Source organism: Pseudomonas sp. IT-P4 (assembly GCF_949767755.1).
GTDB lineage: Bacteria > Pseudomonadota > Gammaproteobacteria > Pseudomonadales > Pseudomonadaceae > Aquipseudomonas > Aquipseudomonas monachiensis.
The window spans coordinates 124349-142421 of sequence record NZ_CATKPX010000034.1; the positions used below are offsets into that span (position 1 = coordinate 124349).

Sequence of the window (18073 nt, forward strand, 5' to 3'; positions counted from 1 at the left end):
AGGAAACGCATTCCAATGTAGGAGCTGCCGAAGGCTGCGATCTTTCTTACAGGCGCCGATTAGTTACTGATCGCCAGAATGCTCGCCTGGTATGCCCCGACGAACACATCGAAATCACCGACTTCGTTCTGCTCCAGTTCAGCCTGCTGAGCCAGCGACGAACGCGCCCGCTCTTCAAACTTCGCCTGCTCCTCGGCCGACAACGGCTCGCTGCGGAAGAACTCGGCATGGGCCTGGCTCTGGCGCAGGGAGAACTGGGCGAAGCTTTCCTTGTGTTCAGCCATCGCCGCCAATACCTGGGCCGACGGCGTCAGGGACGGGTCCTGGACCTTCGACATCTGGGCGTCCAGCGCCTTGCTGTGGGCATCACCGCCATGGCTCTGGTCGAGCATCGCCGCCAGAGGAGCGATTTTTTCCAGCAGCTCGCCGGCCCATTCCTTCAGGTCAACCGGCTGGCCATCCCGCTGCAGTTGCAGGCCCGGACGGCGACCTTCCTTGACCACGCTGAGGAAGTTCGAGGTCGCGTTGCCGCAACTGGTGTTGGTCAGCAGCGGGCTGTCATTGAGTGCGCAGTACAGCAGGAACGCATCGAGGAAGCGTGACTCGGTGAGATCGATGCCCATCGGCAGGAAGGGGTTGATGTCCAGGCAGCGTACTTCGACGTACTGGATGCCACGGGCCATCAGCGCCTGGATAGGGCGCTCGCCGGTGTAGGTCACGCGTTTCGGGCGGATGTTGGAGTAGTACTCGTTTTCAATCTGCAGAATGTTGGTGTTGAGCTGTACCCACTCGCCATCCTGGTGGGTGCCGACTTCGACGTATGGCGCATACGGCGTGGCCACCGCTTTGCGCAGGCTGTCGGTGTAGCTGTTCAGATCGTTGTAGCACGGCGTCAGGCCGGCCTGGGCGTTGCTCTGGTAACCCAGGTCGCTCATGCGCAGGCTGGTAGCGTACGGCAGGTACAGGGTATGCGGGTCCAGTTGTTCCAACTGGTGCGAACGACCGCGCAGGAAGCCGGCGTCCAGTGCCGGTGAAGCACCGAACAGGTACATCAGCAGCCAGCTGTAGCGGCGGAAGTTGCGGATCAGCGCGATATAGGACGACGACTGGAAGTCGCGGTCGGTGCCGACAAAGCCTTCGGCCTGCTTGAGCAACGGCCAGAGTTTTTCCGGCAGGGAAAAGTTGTAGTGAATGCCGGCAATGCACTGCATGGTCTTGCCGTAACGCAGGGCCAGGCCCTTGCGGTACACGTACTTGAGCTGCCCGATATTGGACGTGCCGTAATAGGCGATCGGGATGTCTTCCTCGGCCGGCAACGGGCACGGCATCGATGGGCTCCACAGATACTCGTTGCCGAGCTTGCTGTAGGCAAAGCGGTGAATGCTGTCCAGGCTTGCCAGTGTGTCCGCCGGGTCGGGCAGGGCCGGGGTGATGAACTCCAGCAGCGACTCGGAATAGTCGGTGGTGATCTGTTCATTGGTCAGCGCGGAACCCAATTCTTCCGGGTGCGGCGTTTGCGCCAGGCGACCTTCATCGGTCACGCGCAGGCATTCACGTTCGATGCCGTGAAGGCACTGTTCGAGCAGAGAGAGGTTAGCGCGCTCGCCGAGCAGAGCCAGGCGGCGGTTGAGAAGTTCGCTCAAGTTGGATTCCTTCACGCGTCAGTCGCCCCAATATGGGGGTGGGCAAGACGGTCTACAAGGGTGAAGTTAAAACTGGCGTTTTCGCCTGGTTTTTTGAACTCGCCGCAACTAATGTGGGAGCGGGCTTGCTCGCGAAGGCGGTGTGTCAGTCAGCACAGATGCCACCTGATACACCGCCTTCGCGAGCAAGCCCGCTCCCACAGGTTGCGTTCTGCTGAAATTAACTCAAATCGATAACGAGTAGCTACAGGACAGCGAACGTGCCTTGTGCTTTTGCGACCAGTTTGTCGCCCTGCACCACATCGGCCTCGACCACCAATGTGCGGCGACCCGGGTGGATCACCCGCGCCGTGCACATCACCTCGCCGTCAGAGACGGCGCGGATGTAGTTGATCTTGCACTCGATGGTCGCGCTCTGCTGGTCAAAGCCGTGGGTGCTGGAACAGGCCAGCCCCATGGCAATGTCCACCAGGCTGAACAAGGCCCCGCCGTGCAGCTTGCCGCCGCGATTGCGCAGCTCGGGTTCCAGCGCCAGGGCGACTTGCGCCACCCCGGTTTCCAGACTGTGCAAGCGGCAGCCCAACAGCTTGAAAAACGCGCTTTCGGTCAGCCCGGCGGGAATGTCCATCAGCGTTTCTTCAACTGCTTGGCATTGGCGAACAACGAAGCCATGGCATTGTTGCTCGGTGCTGCCGCCGTGGTTTCCTTGCGCGGTGCGGTGTTCTGGGACTGGCGTGGCGCCGACCCCGGACGCGCGCCGCGAGCGCCGTCGATTTTCTCGCCCGGGGTGTCGCTCATGCGCATCGACAGGCCCACGCGTTTGCGCGGGATGTCGACTTCCATGACCTTCACTTTCACCACGTCACCGGCCTTCACCGCTTCCCGTGGATCCTTGATGAACTTCTCCGAAAGTGCGGAGATGTGCACCAAACCGTCCTGATGCACGCCGATATCGACGAAGGCACCGAAGTTGGTCACGTTGGTCACCACGCCTTCGAGGATCATGCCCAGTTGCAGGTCCTTGAGGTCTTCGACGCCTTCCTGGAACTCGGCGGTCTTGAACTCGGGACGCGGGTCACGCCCAGGCTTTTCAAGCTCCTGGAGGATGTCGGTCACGGTCGGCAGACCGAAGGTTTCATCGGTGTACTTCTTCGGATCGAGACGCTTGAGGAACGCGGCATCGCCGATCAGCGAGCGGATGTCACGCTCGGTTTCAGCGGCGATGCGCTGAACCAGCGGATAGGCTTCCGGGTGAACCGCCGACGAATCCAGCGGGTTTTCGCCATTCATGACGCGCAGGAATCCGGCGGCTTGTTCGAAGGTTTTCTCGCCCAGGCGCGCGACTTTCTTCAGCGCTGCGCGGGTCTTGAACGCGCCATGCTCGTCGCGATGGCTGACGATGTTCTGCGCCAGGGTCGCGTTGAGGCCGGAGATCCGTGCCAGCAGCGCTACGGAAGCCGTGTTCACGTCGACACCGACGGCGTTCACGCAGTCTTCGACAACCGCATCCAGGCCACGGGCCAGTTTCAGTTGCGACACGTCGTGCTGGTACTGGCCGACACCGATGGATTTCGGGTCGATCTTCACCAGCTCAGCCAACGGGTCTTGCAGGCGACGGGCAATCGACACGGCGCCACGGATCGACACGTCGAGGTCCGGGAATTCCTTGGAGGCCAGCTCCGACGCCGAGTAAACCGATGCACCGGCCTCGGAAACCATGACCTTGGTCATCTTCATGGCCGGGTATTTTTTGATCAGTTCAGCGGCCAGCTTGTCGGTCTCGCGGCTGGCGGTACCGTTGCCGATGGCGATCAGGTCCACCGAGTGCTTGGCGCACAGGGCGGCGAGCACGGCGAGAGTCTGGTCCCACTTGTTGTGTGGCACGTGCGGGTAAACCGTTGCGTGATCCAGCAGTTTGCCGGTGGAGTCGACCACGGCGACCTTGCAACCGGTGCGCAGGCCCGGGTCGAGACCCAAAGTGGCGCGCGGGCCGGCCGGGGCCGACAGCAGCAGGTCGTGCAGGTTGTGGGCGAACACGTTGATCGCCTCGGTTTCCGCGCCATCGCGCAGCTCGCCCAGCAGATCGGTTTCCAGGTGGGTGTAGAGCTTGACCTTCCAGGTCCAGCGCACCACTTCGCCCAGCCATTTGTCGGCGGCGCGGTTCTGGTTCTGGATGCCGAATTGCTGGCCGATCATGCCTTCGCACGGGTGCATGGTGCCTGGCAGTTCGTCGCCGACTTTCAGCGCGGAGCTGAGGATGCCTTCGTTACGGCCACGGAAAATTGCCAGCGCGCGGTGCGACGGCATGCTTTTGAGCGGTTCGTCGTGTTCGAAATAGTCGCGGAACTTGGCGCCTTCCTCTTCCTTGCCGGCGATCACGCGGGCACTGAGGGTGGCTTCCTGCTTCAGGTAATTGCGCAGCTTGTCCAGCAGGCCCGCGTCTTCGGCGAAGCGTTCCATGAGGATGTACTTGGCGCCTTCGAGGGCCGCCTTCACATCGGCCACGCCTTTTTCCGCATCGATAAAGCGTGCGGCTTCGGTTTCCGGGCTCAGGGACGGGTCGTTGAACAGGCCGTCGGCCAGCTCGCCGAGGCCGGCTTCCAGGGCGATCTGGCCCTTGGTGCGGCGCTTCTGCTTGTACGGCAGGTACAAGTCTTCGAGACGGGTCTTGGTGTCGGCGAGCTTGATGTCGCGCTCAAGTTGCGGGGTCAGCTTGCCCTGCTCCTGGATGCTGGCGAGGATGCTGATACGCCGTTCGTCGAGTTCTCGCAGGTAGCGCAGGCGCTCTTCCAGATGACGCAATTGCGTATCGTCGAGGCTGCCGGTCACTTCTTTCCGGTAACGGGCGATGAAGGGAACGGTAGAGCCTTCATCGAGTAGCGCGACGGCCGCTTCGACCTGTTGTGGGCGTACACCGAGTTCCTCGGCGATGCGGCTGTTGATGCTGTCCATAAAACCACCTGAAAAATTGTGAAAGCAGGCTCGCAGGCGCCGGGATAGGGCCTGGGCGAGTCTGGTTGAGCGGCCTGGCCTGCGCCGCTACCTGGATCAAAAGGTATCCCGTTGACCCGTGAAATCGAACAATTACTGCCGGCGCCATGAAAAAAATGGTGTCGGTCTGTAGTACCTGTCTGATGTTGCCTGACACAAAAGGCCGCGCATTATAACCAGCGTTCCGGCATTCGGGGACATCGCGGATGCAGGTGCAATGGCCGGTTTTCTGGCGCTAGAGGAAAAATCTGCTAACAATGCACACGGTGCGTATAACGGCAGCTACGCCATAATGCGTGCCGAGATCAAAGGAGCATCCAATGAGCAGCACTGCACAAACTGCTGAAGGCGAAAAAATTCTTATCGTTGACGACGATCCGGGGCTCAGCAGCCTGCTGGAGCGTTTTTTCGTCAGCAAAGGCTACCGCGCCCGCGCCGTACCGAACACCGAGCAAATGGATCGCCTGCTGGCGCGCGAAGTGTTCAACCTGGTCGTCCTCGACCTGATGTTGCCGGGCGAAGACGGCCTGACTGCCTGCCGCCGCCTGCGCAACGCGAACAACCAGATTCCGATCATCATGCTCACCGCCAAGGGCGACGAGCTGAGCCGCATCAAGGGCCTGGAGCTGGGTGCCGACGATTACCTGGCCAAGCCGTTCAACCCCGATGAACTGATGGCTCGCGTCAAGGCGGTATTGCGTCGCCAGTCGGCTCCAGTGCCTGGCGCCCCGGGCAGCGAAGACGAAAGCGTGACCTTCGGTGACTACGAATTGTCCCTGGCCACCCGCGAGCTCAAGCGCGGCGAAGAAGTGCACATGCTTACCACCGGTGAGTTCGCTGTACTCAAGGCCCTGGTGATGAACGCCCGTCAACCGCTGACCCGCGACAAGTTGATGAACCTGGCCCGTGGTCGCGAGTGGGATGCCCTGGAGCGTTCCATCGATGTGCAGATTTCCCGTCTGCGCCGGATGATCGAGCCCGATCCGTCCAAACCGCGTTACATCCAGACTGTCTGGGGCGTGGGTTACGTGTTTGTACCGGATGGTGCCGCCACCAAGTGATTGGCGATTTGTAGGAGCGGGTCACGCGGACAGCGGATCAATCGATCCTGTCCGCAGACTCGCGACCCGCAATATGCGAGCATCGCTCGCTCCTGCAAGTGTTTAACGGTTATCCATGAAAACCCCCGTTTGGTTCCCCCAGAGCTTCTTCTCCCGCACCCTTTGGCTGGTGCTCATCGTCGTACTCTTCTCCAAGGCACTGACCCTGGTTTATCTGCTGATGAACGAAGACGTGCTGGTGGACCGCCAGTACAGCCACGGTGTCGCCCTGACGCTGCGCGCCTATTGGGCGGCCGATGAAGAAAACCGCGGCAAGATTGCCGAGGCCGCGACCTTGATCCGGGTAGTGGGTGCCGGCGTGCCGGAAGGCGAACAGCACTGGCCTTACAGCGAGATCTACCAGCGGCAGATGCAAGCGGAGCTGGGTGCCGACACTGAAGTCCGGCTGCGCATGCATTCGCCACCGGCGCTTTGGGTCCGGGCGCCAAGCCTGGGCGATGGCTGGCTGAAAGTACCGCTTTATCCCCATCCGTTGCGCGGCCAGAAAATCTGGAACGTGCTGGGCTGGTTCCTCGCGATTGGCCTGCTGTCCACCGCTTCGGCCTGGATCTTTGTCAGCCAGCTCAATCAACCTTTGAAGCGTCTGGTGTATGCCGCGCGGCAACTCGGCCAGGGCCGTAGCGTGCGCCTGCCAATCAGCGATACACCGAGTGAGATGACCGAGGTTTACCGCGCCTTCAACCAGATGGCCGAAGACGTCGAGCAGGCCGGTCGCGAGCGTGAACTGATGCTGGCCGGAGTGTCCCACGACTTGCGCACGCCGTTGACCCGCTTGCGCCTGTCCCTGGAATTGATGGGCGATCACACCGACCTGACCGACGACATGGTGCGCGACATCGAAGACATGGACGCGATTCTCGATCAGTTCCTGGCGTTCATTCGTGACGGGCGCGACGAGTCGGTGGAAGAGGTTGACCTGAGCGAGCTGGTCCGTGAAGTTGCCGCGCCGTTTAACCAGACCGAAGAAAAAGTGCGATTGCGCCTGGAGCCTATCCAGCCGTTTCCGCTGCGTCGGGTATCGATGAAGCGGCTGCTGAACAACCTGATCGGCAACGCGCTGCATCATGCCGGAAGCGGTGTAGAGGTGGCGGCGTATGTGTCCGGGGACACCAGCGCACCGTATGTAGTGCTGAGTGTCATGGACCGTGGCGCCGGGATCGACCCTTCGGAGCTGGAGGCGATTTTCAATCCGTTCACCCGCGGTGATCGTGCCCGGGGTGGCAAGGGTACCGGGTTGGGATTGGCAATCGTGAAGCGGATTGCTTCGATGCATGGCGGCAACGTTGAGCTGCGCAACCGCTCGGGCGGAGGGCTGGAAGCGCGGGTGCGGTTGCCGTTGGGGTTGATGCTGCCGCGGGATGCCGTTTAGCAAACACAGAGGCCTTTGTGGCGAGGGAGCTTGCTCCCGTTCGGCTGCGCAGCAGCTGCAAAACCAGACAACCGTGTCTGAAGTACAAGAACACGATTGTGAGATTTGGGAGTCCTTCGGTCTGGAGCGCCAGCCCGGTCCAACGGGAGCAAGCTCCCTCGCCACAGTAGATGAGCCTCAGCCCTTCCCTTTGGTCCGGGTCATATTCGGCCCGCCATTCTTCTCCAGATGTTCAATGATGATCCCCGCCACATTCTTCCCGGTGGTGGTCTCAATCCCCTCAAGCCCTGGCGACGAGTTCACTTCCATCACCAACGGCCCGTGATTGGAGCGCAGGATGTCGACGCCTGCCACCGCCAGCCCCATGACCTTCGCCGCACGCAACGCCGTCATGCGCTCTTCCGGGGTGATCTTGATCAGGCTCGCGCTGCCACCGCGATGCAGATTGGAGCGAAATTCGCCGGGTTTGGCCTGGCGCTTCATCGCTGCAATCACCTTGTCGCCGACGACGAAGCAGCGAATGTCCGCACCACCGGCTTCCTTGATGTACTCCTGAACCATGATGTTCTGCTTGAGGCCCATGAACGCCTCGATCACCGATTCCGCGGCCGTGGCGGTTTCGCACAGCACCACGCCGATGCCCTGGGTGCCTTCCAGCACCTTGATCACCAACGGCGCGCCGTTGACCATTTCGATCAGGTCGGGAATGTCATCGGGGGAGTGGGCAAACCCGGTCACCGGCAAGCCGATCCCGCGACGGGACAACAATTGCAGTGAACGCAGCTTGTCCCGGGAACGGGCAATGGCCACCGATTCGTTGAGCGGAAATACCCCCATCATTTCGAACTGGCGCAACACTGCGCAGCCATAAAAGGTCACGGATGCGCCGATCCGTGGAATCACCGCATCGAAACCCTCCAGCGGTTTGCCGCGGTAGTGGATCTGCGGCTTGTGACTGGCGATGTTCATGTAGGCGCGCAAGGTGTCGACCACCACCATTTCATGGCCACGCTCGGTACCGGCTTCGACCAGACGACGGGTGGAATACAGACGCGGATTCCGCGACAGCACAGCGATCTTCATGCAACACCTGTGGAGGAGGTAGATACCGGGAACACCGGCTTGTCTTGTACATACTTGATGCCCGGATTGACCACCAACTGGCCGTGGATCAGGGCTTTGGAACCGAGCAACAGGCGATAACGCATGGACTTGCGGCAGGCGAGCGTGAACTCGACCCGCCAGACCCGATCACCAAGGGCCAGGGTGGTGCTGATCACGTATCGCACCTGCGCGTGACCGTTTGAGCTTTTAATGGTTTTCATCGTCACCAACGGAGCTTCGCAGCGTCGGTGGCGCAGTTGTACGACGGAACCCAGGTGGGCGGTAAAACGCACCCACTGCTCACCATCGCGCTCGAACGGCTCGATTTCGGTGGCGTGGAGGCTTGAGGTGCTGGCACCGGTGTCGATTTTTGCCCGAAGGCCGGCGACTCCCAAATCCGGGAGCGCCACCCACTCGCGCAGACCGACAACGGTCAAATGGTCAAATGTCTTCAATAGTGCTCAACCGGTAGAAACCGCTCGGGCCGCATGCGGCCTGATTCGCGGTATTCACGCAGAATAATGATTAAAAGGCGACAGATATCTACGGCCCGGATTTCCAGCCTCCCAGGGAGGTTATGGAATGTCGGCATTGTAATCCGAGCCGGTGAAATTCTTGGTACGTCAGAAACGGTAGTACAGTTCACCAATATTTCAGAATGAGGAAATTCCATGGCACAAAAAAACGAAGAGGACGACAAAGTCCGCCTCGATAAATGGTTGTGGGCTGCACGATTCTACAAAACCCGCGCCCTGGCCAAGGCAGCGATTGAAAGCGGCAAGGTGCATTGCCGGGGCGAACGCTGCAAGCCGGGTAAAGAGCCACGAATCGGCGATGAGTTCGTGATTCGCACCGGTTTCGAGGAGCGCACGGTGGTAGTCCTGGCACTGTCGATCGTTCGTCGCGGCGCACCGCAGGCGCAAACCTTGTATGCCGAGACCCTGGCCAGCATCGCCAAGCGCGAAGAGGCTGCGGCGCAAAGAAAGGCCGGAGCCCTGGGCGTGAGCACCGACGGTAAGCCGAGCAAGAAGCAGCGGCGGGATTTGTTCAAGTTTCGTGGCAGCAGTAACGACGACTGATACAGATATTGCTCGGGCGAGTGCCGCGCACTCGCCAGTTTCACCGCGCCTTCGGGCCCAGACTTGCAATTGACCCGGTGCGCATCCATATCTGTGCCTGGCCAGCAGTGCATTGCATGGACGATATCGCCGCTCGTCGAAAATCACACACAGTCTCTGACCTGTAGGCCATAACCACATTGCCAGCAGTGCAGGGCGGGAAGCGACCCGGAACCCATCAGCGCTTGTTCCACCTTGCTTGGATCAGGCCCGGATTGTTCATAAAATGCCTTTCATGGCTGAACGTTGCGCACCCGAGGGGTGGCGCAAGGTCAATTTCCTGTTTCCTGTAACCATTTTCACTACTTCAGATACCCAGACCTATGACCGATCACGCGGATAACGACTTCACCCAACGCTTCATCTTCGATGACAGCGACACCCGTGGCGAGCTGGTCTCGTTGGAGCTCAGCTACGCCGAAGTCCTGGCCAAACACGCCTACCCGCAGCCGGTTGCGCAACTGCTCGGCGAGCTGATGGCGGCCGCGTCGTTGCTGGTCGGCACGATGAAGTTCGATGGCTTGCTGATTCTGCAGGCCCGTTCCGAAGGCCCGATCCCGCTGCTGATGATCGAGTGCTCCAGCGAGCGCGACATCCGTGGTCTGGCCCGTTACGACGCGGACCGCATCGCTGCCGATGCAACCCTGGCCGACCTGATGCCGGACGGCGTGCTGGCATTGACCATCGACCCGAAACAGGGCCAGCGCTACCAGGGCATCGTCGACCTCGACGGCGCCACCCTGTCCGAATGCTTCACCAACTACTTCGTCATGTCCCAGCAAGTCGGCACGCGTTTCTGGCTGTACGCCGATGGCCGTCGCGCCCGTGGCCTGTTGCTGCAACAACTGCCTGCCGACCGTTTGAAAGACGAAGACGAACGCGCCGCCAGCTGGCAGCACATCACCACCCTGGGCGGTACGCTGACCGCCGATGAGCTGTTGAGCCTGGACAACGAAACCGTGCTGCATCGCTTGTATCACGACGAGCAGGTGCGTCTGTTCGATGTGCAGAAGCTGCGCTTCCGTTGCAGTTGCTCGCGCGAACGATCGGCCAATGCGCTGGTCAGTCTGGGTATGGAAGACGCGCAGCAACTGGTGGTCGAACACGGTGGCAACATCGAAATCGATTGCCAGTTCTGCAATCAGCGCTACCTGTTTGACGCGGCCGATGTCACTCAATTGTTCGCCGGCGCGGGTATCGAGACGCCGTCAGATACCCGTCACTAAAACGATTCAGCGCAGGTAAATTCACTGCCTTGTGCCGGATTAACGCCGTTACGACAGGAGGGGCCTACTCTTTTTGGGCTTTTCTGGCATAATCCGGCCCACTTTTTTCGCGGTAGTAGTGCACGACTTTCTACTACAAAAACGTTTGGAGCACTCGGCCACTGGCCGACGGGGAACCTCATGACGCAAGCCAACAATGCCGTGTACACCGATCTGAGTGTTGATGATCTGGTTAAAGAAGCCCTCAATCGCGGTGAAGGCGAGCTTGCCGATACCGGCGCACTGGTTGTTCGTACCGGTCACCGTACCGGCCGTTCGCCAGTCGACCGTTTCATCGTTGAAGAGCCAAGCACCCAGGCCGCTATCGCCTGGGGCCCGATCAACCGCAAGTTCCCGGCCGACAAGTTCGACGCCCTGTGGGCTCGCGTTGAGGCATTCAACAACGCGCAAGAGCATTTCGTTTCCCACGTGCATGTAGGTGCGGCTTCCGAGCACTACCTGGCCGTGAAGATGACCACCCAGACTGCCTGGCAGAACCTGTTCGGCCGTTGCCTGTTCATCAACCCGGCTCAGTACAACCCGGCGGGTCGTGACGAGTGGCAGGTCCTCAACGTTGCCAACTTCGAGTGCGTGCCAGAGCGTGACGGCACCAACTCCGACGGCTGCGTGATCCTCAACTTCGCACAGAAGAAAGTGCTGATCGCCGGCATGCGTTACGCCGGTGAAATGAAGAAAGCCATGTTCTCGGTGCAGAACTTCCTGCTGCCGGCTGCCGACGTACTGCCAATGCACTGCGCCGCCAACATCGGCGAAGAAGGCGACGTGACCCTGTTCTTCGGTCTGTCCGGTACCGGCAAGACCACCCTGTCGGCCGACGAAAGCCGTTACCTGATCGGTGACGACGAGCACGGCTGGGGCGAAGGCGTCGTGTTCAACATCGAAGGCGGTTGCTATGCCAAGTGCATCGACCTGTCCGAGAAGAACGAGCCGGTTATCTGGAAAGCCATCAAGCACGGCGCGGTACTGGAAAACGTCGTTATCGACGATGCCAAGCACGCCGACTACGCCGATGTCAGCCTGACCCAGAACAGCCGCGCCGCCTACCCGCTGGAGCACGTTGCCAAGCGCTCCGAGAAGAACCTCGGTGGCGAGCCGAACGCTGTGATCTTCCTGACCTGCGACCTGACCGGCGTGCTGCCGCCAGTGTCGATCCTCAACGAAGAACAAGCGGCTTACCACTTCCTGTCCGGTTACACCGCTCTGGTCGGTTCGACCGAAATGGGTTCGGGCAGCGGCATCAAGTCGACCTTCTCCACCTGTTTCGGCGCACCGTTCTTCCCGCGTCCGGCCGGCGAATACGCTGAGCTGCTGATCAAGCGCATCCGCGGCTTCGGTTCCAAGGTCTACCTGGTCAACACCGGCTGGACCGGCGGTGGCTACGGCGTCGGCAAACGCTTCAACATCCCGACCACCCGTGCCGTGATCGCAGCGATCCAGAGCGGCGCGCTGATCGGTGCCGAGACCGAGCACCTGGACACCATCAACCTCGACGTGCCAGTGGCCGTACCGGGCGTTGAGACTGGCCTGCTGAACCCACGCAACACCTGGGCTGACAAGCCATCCTACGACGAGGCCGCCAAAGCACTGGCCGGCCTGTTCATCGAGAACTTCAAGAAGTTCGAAGTGAGCGACGCGATCAAGGCTGCGGGTCCAAAGTTGTAAGTTTTGGATTGAAGTAATGAAAAAGCCGCCCTTCGGGGCGGCTTTTTTGTTCGCGTCGTTACAGGCCTTCCAGTTCCTGCGTGTCCCAGCGTTCGGCCTTGATGGCCCGGTAGAGCATGCCGATGGTCAATGGCACCTTCTCGCCGCGACCCTTGGCTTTTCGCTTTAGATTCACGTCAAAGCCTTCGGGCTGAAAATAGCGATAACTGTCGAAATCCACGAAATCGATGGCGAAGTGGTCTTCCAGGGTTTCGATCAAATTCCGGGCGTCTGCACCGTTGCAGCCCAGGTCGAAATTGATCGAGGTGCCGAGGTTGATGGTTTTGCGTTCGGGGAAGCCGAGTTCTTCATGCAGCAATTGCATGAGTTGCTGCATCAAGTCGTCGTCGGGGAGGTTGGGGGCGAGGTTCATGACGTAGGCTCCGCTAATCGAAATGCAGGCGCCATATTATCCTGCTCACGTTTCGATAGCCCCAATGCCCCCGCTAGTGTTGGCCATTGGCTGACAACTTCTTTGAAGCTGTCGATGATGTTATCTGCATCCGCACGACTGACCCGAAAATACTCTGCCACTTCCCGGGCCAGTTCCAGATCCAGTGCGTTATCGGTATCGGTGATGTTGAGCTTCAAGCCGTCGGCATAGGCCACCGGGTTCATGTCATAGGCGGCAGACAATCGCCATCCACGACCCGGATCGAGGATAAAGCCATGGTTACGCAGGTGATCGTCGCTGTTGGAGACCAGGATGTTGAACACAATCCGAGACCACAATTCCCGTAAGTCTGCTTTGGTTTCCGAGCCGTGCTCCATGAGCACTTCAGCCAACTCAAGGTAGCTCGCGCCGACTGAGGCATCGTCACCGTCAATGCGATCAGTCATGGTCATGCCTGAGGCAAAGTGCAGTCGGCCACCCCGTTCAGTGCGGTCGAAGCGCTTGACCATGAAGCAGTGATGATCACTGGCATAGCGTCGGGCGATACCGGTCGCGACTCGCAGACCACAATGATTGGCCAAGGCATTCACCACCAGTTCCCAAGCGCCAATGTCATAGTCATCGCGGGTGCTGGGGAACTTGGCAATCCACAAGTGACTCTGCTCGTCTGCAACGCTGGCCTTGGGGCGGGCGCCACCCAGTGAGCCTCCAGGTGCGATCAGCATTCTCAGCCACTCGCGGCCATCGAGTGAGGTGTTGTCCGGATCGTTTTCCAAAGCGCGGCTTGCTTGCTCCAATGCCCGCAACTCAATGAAGGGTGGGGCGGCCACGCCATCACGATCATCGAGAAAGTTGCCTTGGTCATTGAGTTTGTAGCGGATCGCACCGACCCGATAGAGGTCATGTACGCCTAACAGGAAATCTGACTCGTGGAGCTTGCTGCCTTTGGCAGCCAGGCCGTCGCGGATATCGCGTTCCAGTCGTCGCTTCATCAGTAATTGACCCCACCGATCCGGGCTTGAATCAGCGAACACGCCAAATCGGTTTTGATGTTGCCCCGGGAACTGACGACCTTCATAGAGCCCGATTCGAGGGTCCAGGGGTGTGAAGTTCAACTCGGGATCTGCCAGCGCAGCCTTGTCGTACTCAAATTCGAAGACTTCTGTGGAGCGGGCCTTTCGGGCATGCAGGAAGCCGAGACGTCTGGGTCCACTCAAGGACTCCCAATCGGCATACACCGCAATCTGAGTCATTTCTCACCTGTCGTGGACTTGGTTTTTTTCTTGGTCAATAGATTGGAAAGCGAGTGGGTGTTGAAGGGGTAGTCAGCGGATAGATCTGCTGTGGTGGCACTTTCAATCACTCCAGTGCCTTTTTCAGGTATTGGAGCATTTTTTTTCAATGCACTCGTTCTGCGTGCTCGCTGGCTTGAGCCTGTGGCGGAGGTGGTCCTGGATTTCAGTTGCGCGTCCTGCAGTTGACGGCCCACTTCATCGGATGCCGCTAGTTTGCTCAAGTCTTTTTCCAGACCCAGAACTTGCATGACAGACAGGTAGGCTCCGATGGTCACCCCTGACCCACCTGACTCCAGGGAGCGCAAAGTTGTCAGTGACATGCCCGCCCTCTCGGCGACTTGTTTAGCCGTGAGTTTGCGGCGCAGGCGAGCGAGTTTCAGTCGCTCGCCGAACTCGAAAAGTAGTCTGGAAGCGGCGGGCAAGAGCGGAGCTGTCTTCTTGGCCATATGCCAATATTCCTTCATTAAGGCGCTATAACTGCCAGAATAATAGCATTTAAAGGAAAAGGTGAGCTGCGGTTGGGACATTGAAAAAGACGCCATTTTCGTGACGCTGATTTCCTTAACGAAGGGATGCTAACTGCCATTATTCCAGCTGTTTTGTGTTTAAACAGCCAGAATAATGTCACTTTGTACTCTGGTGAATGACGTCAGACTGGCGCTTTCCAGTTCAGCATGCGTTGCTGGGCGACCTTGAGCAGGTCGCAGCCGTCCTGGGTCAGCAGGTAGAGGGCGTGGGTGATGTGCGGGATGTCTTCGAGGTCGCCGTGTTTGAAGCATTGGCAGTGCAGGGTTTGCAGCAATTCGCTGGAGGCCCGGATGCGTTGGAGGGCGGCTTCGAGGATGTCTTGGGGGTTGGCCTCTGTGTCGATGATCAGGGGCTGTGAATCGGTGAGATTGGTGTGGAGTGGGAGATAGCGTTCGTTGGTGAACGGGTTCCATTTGTTCATTTTATGTATTCTCAAATGCTTTAGATGAAACCACCGCCATCGTGACCAAGCGATGGGAGGTGGACTGTGTTCGGGTTGGTCAACCGGGAGAACACACAAAACCGGCACGCTCGAAGGCGTCCCAAACACAGCCACCATAAAGCGTGCAGACACTTGAGTGCCGGCAGCATACAACGGACGCGTTTATGTGTTCCATCGGGTGACCAAGCCCAAGCCGCTGATTTGGCAGCGACACTCCGGACTATAGGAGTGAGTGACCGGTCATCGATAGCCGACAAGTTGTCTTGTTTTGTAGGACCTTGCCGAAGCTTCCATAGGTCGTTGCTGACGGAGTTATCCACAGCGAAATTTCCAGAACTCGTATGTTCTCAGAGGGACCGCGTTATCGTTCATCGCGAGCAGGCTCGTTCCCACAGGAGAGAGTGGTGTTTTTCAGCCGGTGAATTTCGGTAAGCGCTGGCGGGCGATGTCGAGCAGGTCGTTGCCATCCTGGGTCAGCAGGTACAGGGCGCCGACGATCTTGGGGATGTCGCTCGCTTCGGCCTGTTTGAAACACGTGCAATAAAGGGTTTCGAGCAGGTCGCTGGCGGCGCGGATGCGTTGTCGGGCGGCGTCGAGGATCTCGAAGGGGTCGGCCTCGGTATCGATGACCAGCACAGGGGTTTCGCTGTAGCGGGTCTTGAGCGGGTGATAGCGGGCTGTCAGCGTGTCGGTTTTTTTCATCGAGTGGGTCCTGTGCGAAATCGGCAAGTGTTCCCGGCAGGCCGAGACACTGTTTTCAGCCGCGCCGGAAACTATAGAAGGACCTGGTGTCGCGGGACAAGATGGCTGAAATGGACAGGTTTTGTAGGGTATTTATCGTGTTCCGAGGATAAGGCTTACACATTGTCGGAGGTTTGTGCGACGAAGTCGCTGCCGGTAAAAATGCCTACGGGGTTATCAGTGAATCATCCGCTGTATCATCCGGTATCGTTTTTGCCCCCGACCTTTTCTCGACTTGCTGCGATCGCCGGCCAGGCTTTTGACTCCGCAGCAGTCAACGGAGTGACAGCTTATGCACAACACCCTGGAACAGGTTTTCGGTTATCCACAATTTCGACCCGGTCAGGAGGCGGCCGTCAGTGCCGTGCTGGCGGGGCGCTCGGCGGCGGCGATTTTCCCCACCGGTTCCGGCAAGTCCCTTTGCTACCAATTGCCGGCGCTGTTGCTGCCGCACCTGACGCTGGTGGTCTCACCGCTGCTGGCGTTGATGCAGGATCAACTGGCGTTCCTGCAACGCCACGGCATCTCGGCGGGCAGTATCGATTCGGCGCAGAGTCGCGATGACGCCAGCGATGTCATGACCCGGGCAAAATCCGGCGAACTGAAGATTTTGATGATCTCCGTGGAGCGCCTGAAGAACGAGCGCTTCCGGCATTTTTTGCAGCAAGTACCGATTTCGCTGCTGGTGGTGGACGAGGCGCACTGCATTTCCGAATGGGGACATAACTTTCGCCCGGACTACCTCAAGCTTCCCGACTATCAACGCCAGTTCAACATCCCTCAGGTGTTGTTGTTGACCGCAACGGCGACGCCCAAGGTCATCGCCGACATGCAGGCGAAATTCGCCATCGCCGCCAACGATGTGGTGACCACCGGTTTCTATCGTCCGAACCTCAATTTGCTGGTGGAACCGGTTCGCGGAGCGGACAAGCGCAGGCGTCTGGTCGAATGGATGAACCAGCGTCCGGACCAGCCGAGCATCGTCTATGTCACCTTGCAGAAAACCGCCGAGCACATCGCCGAACACCTGAACCGCAACGGCATTCAGGCCGAGGCTTATCACGCCGGGTTGCCCCATGAGCAACGGGAAGCGATCCAGCGTCGATTCATGGGCGGGCAGTCCAATTGCATCGTCGCCACCATCGCTTTCGGCATGGGCATCGACAAGAGTGACATCCGCAACGTGGTGCATTTCGACCTGCCCAAATCCATCGAAAACTACAGCCAGGAAATCGGCCGCGCCGGGCGTGACGGGCAGCCGTCGGACTGCCTGGTGTTGGCCAACCGCGACAGCCTCAACGTGCTGGAGAACTTCGTCTACGGCGACACGCCCGAGCTCGATGGCATCCGTTGCGTGCTTGACGAGATGCATGCCGCCGCAACCGAAGGGCAGTGGGAGTTTCTGCTGGGGCCGTTGGCCGATCAGAGCAATATTCGCCAGTTGCCGCTCAAGACCTTGCTGGTGCAGCTCGAGTTGCGCGGGTTGATCGCCCCGCGCTACGCGTACTACGCCGAGTACCGTTTCAAGTATGTTCAGGAGCCCGAGGCGCTATTGGCACGCTTCGAGGGCGAGCGCAGGGATTTTGTCGCGGCGATCATCCAGACCTCCAGCCGCGCACGGACCTGGGCTACGGTGAATTTCGAGGCGTTGTACGAGCAGCATCAGGCCGAGCGCAGTCGGGTGGTCAAGGCACTGGATTACTTCCAGGAGAAGGGCTGGGTGGAGCTCGAAAGCAAGCAGATGACCGAGGTCTACAGCGTGCTGCAAAGCGGGTTCGACAGCGCCGCGTTGAGCGAGGAACTGCACGGCTATTTCACTCGGCATGAGCGCACCGAGGTCGCGCGGATTCACGCGATGCTGGACCTGTTCGCCACCGACCGTTGCCTGGGTTATCGCCTGGCCGAGTATTTCGGCGACCACAATGCGCCGCAGCAATGCGGGCATTGTTCGGTGTGTCATGGGCAAGTGGCGCGGCTACCGGCACCACCGGAGTTGCCGGCCCTTGTGGATAAGAATTTCGAGGCACTGTGTGGCGGTTTTATCCACAGGCACGAGCAGTACACGGGCAACGTGCCCTCGGCTGAACGCGTGACACGGTTTCTGTGCGGGATCAGCGTGCCGTTGTTCACCAGGCTCAAGGCGCGGTCGATTTCGGGGTTTGCGGCGCTGGAGGATTATCCGTATGCCGGGGTGCGGGAGTGGGCCGAGCAACATCTGGCAGGCTGAACCGTGGTCCTTGTGGGAGCGGGCTTGCTCCGGGCGGCGATCCGACGCAAGCGGTGGGTCAGTCACCATCACTGCCACTAGATGGATCGCCTTCGCGAGCAAGCCCGCTCCCA

16 protein-coding genes are annotated in these 18073 nt (G+C 59.6%); 6 read left to right on the forward strand and 10 right to left on the reverse strand.

Annotation, left to right across the window (positions count from 1 at the left end):
• Positions 1–59: 59 nt before the first annotated feature.
• The 3 genes from gshA to ACM6IT_RS13930 all read right to left on the reverse strand — a co-directional run bounded on the left by gshA (position 60) and on the right by ACM6IT_RS13930 (position 4595).
• Entirely contained in the window at positions 60–1643 is a 1584-nt protein-coding gene (gene gshA / locus ACM6IT_RS13920) for a glutamate--cysteine ligase (protein WP_414914118.1), read from the reverse strand.
• A gap of 244 nt (positions 1644–1887) precedes the next feature.
• Positions 1888–2271, reverse strand: coding sequence for a PaaI family thioesterase (locus ACM6IT_RS13925; protein ID WP_056726920.1), 384 nt, complete (start codon positions 2269–2271; stop codon positions 1888–1890).
• A complete protein-coding gene (locus ACM6IT_RS13930; RefSeq protein ID WP_056726919.1) occupies positions 2271–4595 on the reverse strand; it encodes a Tex family protein in 2325 nt (774 codons plus the stop codon). Before ACM6IT_RS13930 ends, ACM6IT_RS13925 begins: the two co-directional genes overlap by 1 nt.
• Before the next feature lie 359 nt (positions 4596–4954).
• On the opposite strand from ACM6IT_RS13930, the gene ompR reads away from it, so the two are divergent.
• Entirely contained in the window at positions 4955–5695 is a 741-nt protein-coding gene (ompR, locus tag ACM6IT_RS13935; RefSeq protein ID WP_056726918.1) for a two-component system response regulator OmpR, read from the forward strand.
• Between the two features lie 115 nt (positions 5696–5810).
• Entirely contained in the window at positions 5811–7124 is a 1314-nt protein-coding gene (locus ACM6IT_RS13940; protein WP_056726917.1) for an ATP-binding protein, read from the forward strand.
• A 177-nt stretch (positions 7125–7301) separates the two neighbouring features.
• Here ACM6IT_RS13940 and rimK read toward each other — a convergent pair whose 3' ends face one another.
• A complete protein-coding gene (gene rimK, locus ACM6IT_RS13945; protein ID WP_007972871.1) occupies positions 7302–8207 on the reverse strand; it encodes a 30S ribosomal protein S6--L-glutamate ligase in 906 nt (301 codons plus the stop codon).
• A complete protein-coding gene (locus ACM6IT_RS13950) occupies positions 8204–8665 on the reverse strand; it encodes an ATP-dependent zinc protease (protein WP_080925313.1) in 462 nt (153 codons plus the stop codon). The genes rimK and ACM6IT_RS13950 overlap by 4 nt, the downstream gene beginning before the upstream one ends.
• Before the next feature lie 234 nt (positions 8666–8899).
• On the opposite strand from ACM6IT_RS13950, the gene ACM6IT_RS13955 reads away from it, so the two are divergent.
• The 3 genes from ACM6IT_RS13955 to ACM6IT_RS13965 all read left to right on the forward strand — a co-directional run bounded on the left by ACM6IT_RS13955 (position 8900) and on the right by ACM6IT_RS13965 (position 12294).
• Positions 8900–9307 carry an RNA-binding S4 domain-containing protein gene (locus ACM6IT_RS13955; protein ID WP_008045331.1) on the forward strand — a complete coding sequence of 136 codons (408 nt, stop codon included), beginning with the start codon at positions 8900–8902 and terminating at the stop codon, positions 9305–9307.
• 362 nt (positions 9308–9669) lie between these two features.
• Positions 9670–10572: an Hsp33 family molecular chaperone HslO gene (gene hslO, locus ACM6IT_RS13960; RefSeq protein ID WP_414914119.1), complete on the forward strand. Its 903-nt coding sequence runs from the start codon at positions 9670–9672 to the stop codon at positions 10570–10572.
• A gap of 180 nt (positions 10573–10752) precedes the next feature.
• Positions 10753–12294, forward strand: a complete 1542-nt coding sequence (locus ACM6IT_RS13965) for a phosphoenolpyruvate carboxykinase (RefSeq protein ID WP_223541933.1) — start codon at positions 10753–10755, stop codon at positions 12292–12294.
• A 58-nt stretch (positions 12295–12352) separates the two neighbouring features.
• Here ACM6IT_RS13965 and ACM6IT_RS13970 read toward each other — a convergent pair whose 3' ends face one another.
• From ACM6IT_RS13970 to ACM6IT_RS13990, 5 genes are all read right to left on the reverse strand, one after another.
• Positions 12353–12706 carry a DUF1493 family protein gene (locus ACM6IT_RS13970; RefSeq protein ID WP_414914120.1) on the reverse strand — a complete coding sequence of 118 codons (354 nt, stop codon included), beginning with the start codon at positions 12704–12706 and terminating at the stop codon, positions 12353–12355.
• Positions 12703–13980, reverse strand: coding sequence for a type II toxin-antitoxin system HipA family toxin (locus ACM6IT_RS13975; RefSeq protein WP_414918202.1), 1278 nt, complete (start codon positions 13978–13980; stop codon positions 12703–12705). Before ACM6IT_RS13975 ends, ACM6IT_RS13970 begins: the two co-directional genes overlap by 4 nt.
• Positions 13977–14468, reverse strand: coding sequence for a helix-turn-helix domain-containing protein (locus ACM6IT_RS13980; RefSeq protein WP_095942253.1), 492 nt, complete (start codon positions 14466–14468; stop codon positions 13977–13979). The genes ACM6IT_RS13975 and ACM6IT_RS13980 overlap by 4 nt, the downstream gene beginning before the upstream one ends.
• A 203-nt stretch (positions 14469–14671) precedes the next feature.
• Positions 14672–14971, reverse strand: coding sequence for a hypothetical protein (locus ACM6IT_RS13985; RefSeq protein ID WP_116580876.1), 300 nt, complete (start codon positions 14969–14971; stop codon positions 14672–14674).
• A gap of 432 nt (positions 14972–15403) precedes the next feature.
• The gene (locus ACM6IT_RS13990; RefSeq protein ID WP_046040800.1) at positions 15404–15694 is read right to left on the reverse strand and encodes a hypothetical protein; all 291 of its coding nucleotides are present in this window, start codon (positions 15692–15694) and stop codon (positions 15404–15406) included.
• Positions 15695–16025: 331 nt separating this feature from the next.
• On the opposite strand from ACM6IT_RS13990, the gene ACM6IT_RS13995 reads away from it, so the two are divergent.
• Positions 16026–17960: an ATP-dependent DNA helicase RecQ gene (locus tag ACM6IT_RS13995; RefSeq protein WP_414914122.1), complete on the forward strand. Its 1935-nt coding sequence runs from the start codon at positions 16026–16028 to the stop codon at positions 17958–17960.
• Positions 17961–18073: the final 113 nt, after the last annotated feature.

What these genes read in the sequence shown, in the direction of transcription:
- ACM6IT_RS13925 (WP_056726920.1), bottom strand. Translation starts at nt 2,271, where the DNA reads ATGGACATTCCCGCCGGGCTGACCGAAAGCGCGTTTTTCAAGCTGTTG.
- ACM6IT_RS13990 (WP_046040800.1), bottom strand. Translation starts at nt 15,694, where the DNA reads ATGAAAAAAACCGACACGCTGACAGCCCGCTATCACCCGCTCAAGACC.
- ACM6IT_RS13995 (WP_414914122.1), top strand. Translation starts at nt 16,026, where the DNA reads ATGCACAACACCCTGGAACAGGTTTTCGGTTATCCACAATTTCGACCC.
- rimK (WP_007972871.1), bottom strand. Translation starts at nt 8,207, where the DNA reads ATGAAGATCGCTGTGCTGTCGCGGAATCCGCGTCTGTATTCCACCCGT.
- ACM6IT_RS13970 (WP_414914120.1), bottom strand. Translation starts at nt 12,706, where the DNA reads ATGAACCTCGCCCCCAACCTCCCCGACGACGACTTGATGCAGCAACTC.
- ACM6IT_RS13980 (WP_095942253.1), bottom strand. Translation starts at nt 14,468, where the DNA reads ATGGCCAAGAAGACAGCTCCGCTCTTGCCCGCCGCTTCCAGACTACTT.
- ACM6IT_RS13975 (WP_414918202.1), bottom strand. Translation starts at nt 13,980, where the DNA reads ATGACTCAGATTGCGGTGTATGCCGATTGGGAGTCCTTGAGTGGACCC.
- ACM6IT_RS13930 (WP_056726919.1), bottom strand. Translation starts at nt 4,595, where the DNA reads ATGGACAGCATCAACAGCCGCATCGCCGAGGAACTCGGTGTACGCCCA.
- ACM6IT_RS13955 (WP_008045331.1), top strand. Translation starts at nt 8,900, where the DNA reads ATGGCACAAAAAAACGAAGAGGACGACAAAGTCCGCCTCGATAAATGG.
- ACM6IT_RS13985 (WP_116580876.1), bottom strand. Translation starts at nt 14,971, where the DNA reads ATGAACAAATGGAACCCGTTCACCAACGAACGCTATCTCCCACTCCAC.
- ompR (WP_056726918.1), top strand. Translation starts at nt 4,955, where the DNA reads ATGAGCAGCACTGCACAAACTGCTGAAGGCGAAAAAATTCTTATCGTT.
- ACM6IT_RS13965 (WP_223541933.1), top strand. Translation starts at nt 10,753, where the DNA reads ATGACGCAAGCCAACAATGCCGTGTACACCGATCTGAGTGTTGATGAT.
- ACM6IT_RS13940 (WP_056726917.1), top strand. Translation starts at nt 5,811, where the DNA reads ATGAAAACCCCCGTTTGGTTCCCCCAGAGCTTCTTCTCCCGCACCCTT.
- hslO (WP_414914119.1), top strand. Translation starts at nt 9,670, where the DNA reads ATGACCGATCACGCGGATAACGACTTCACCCAACGCTTCATCTTCGAT.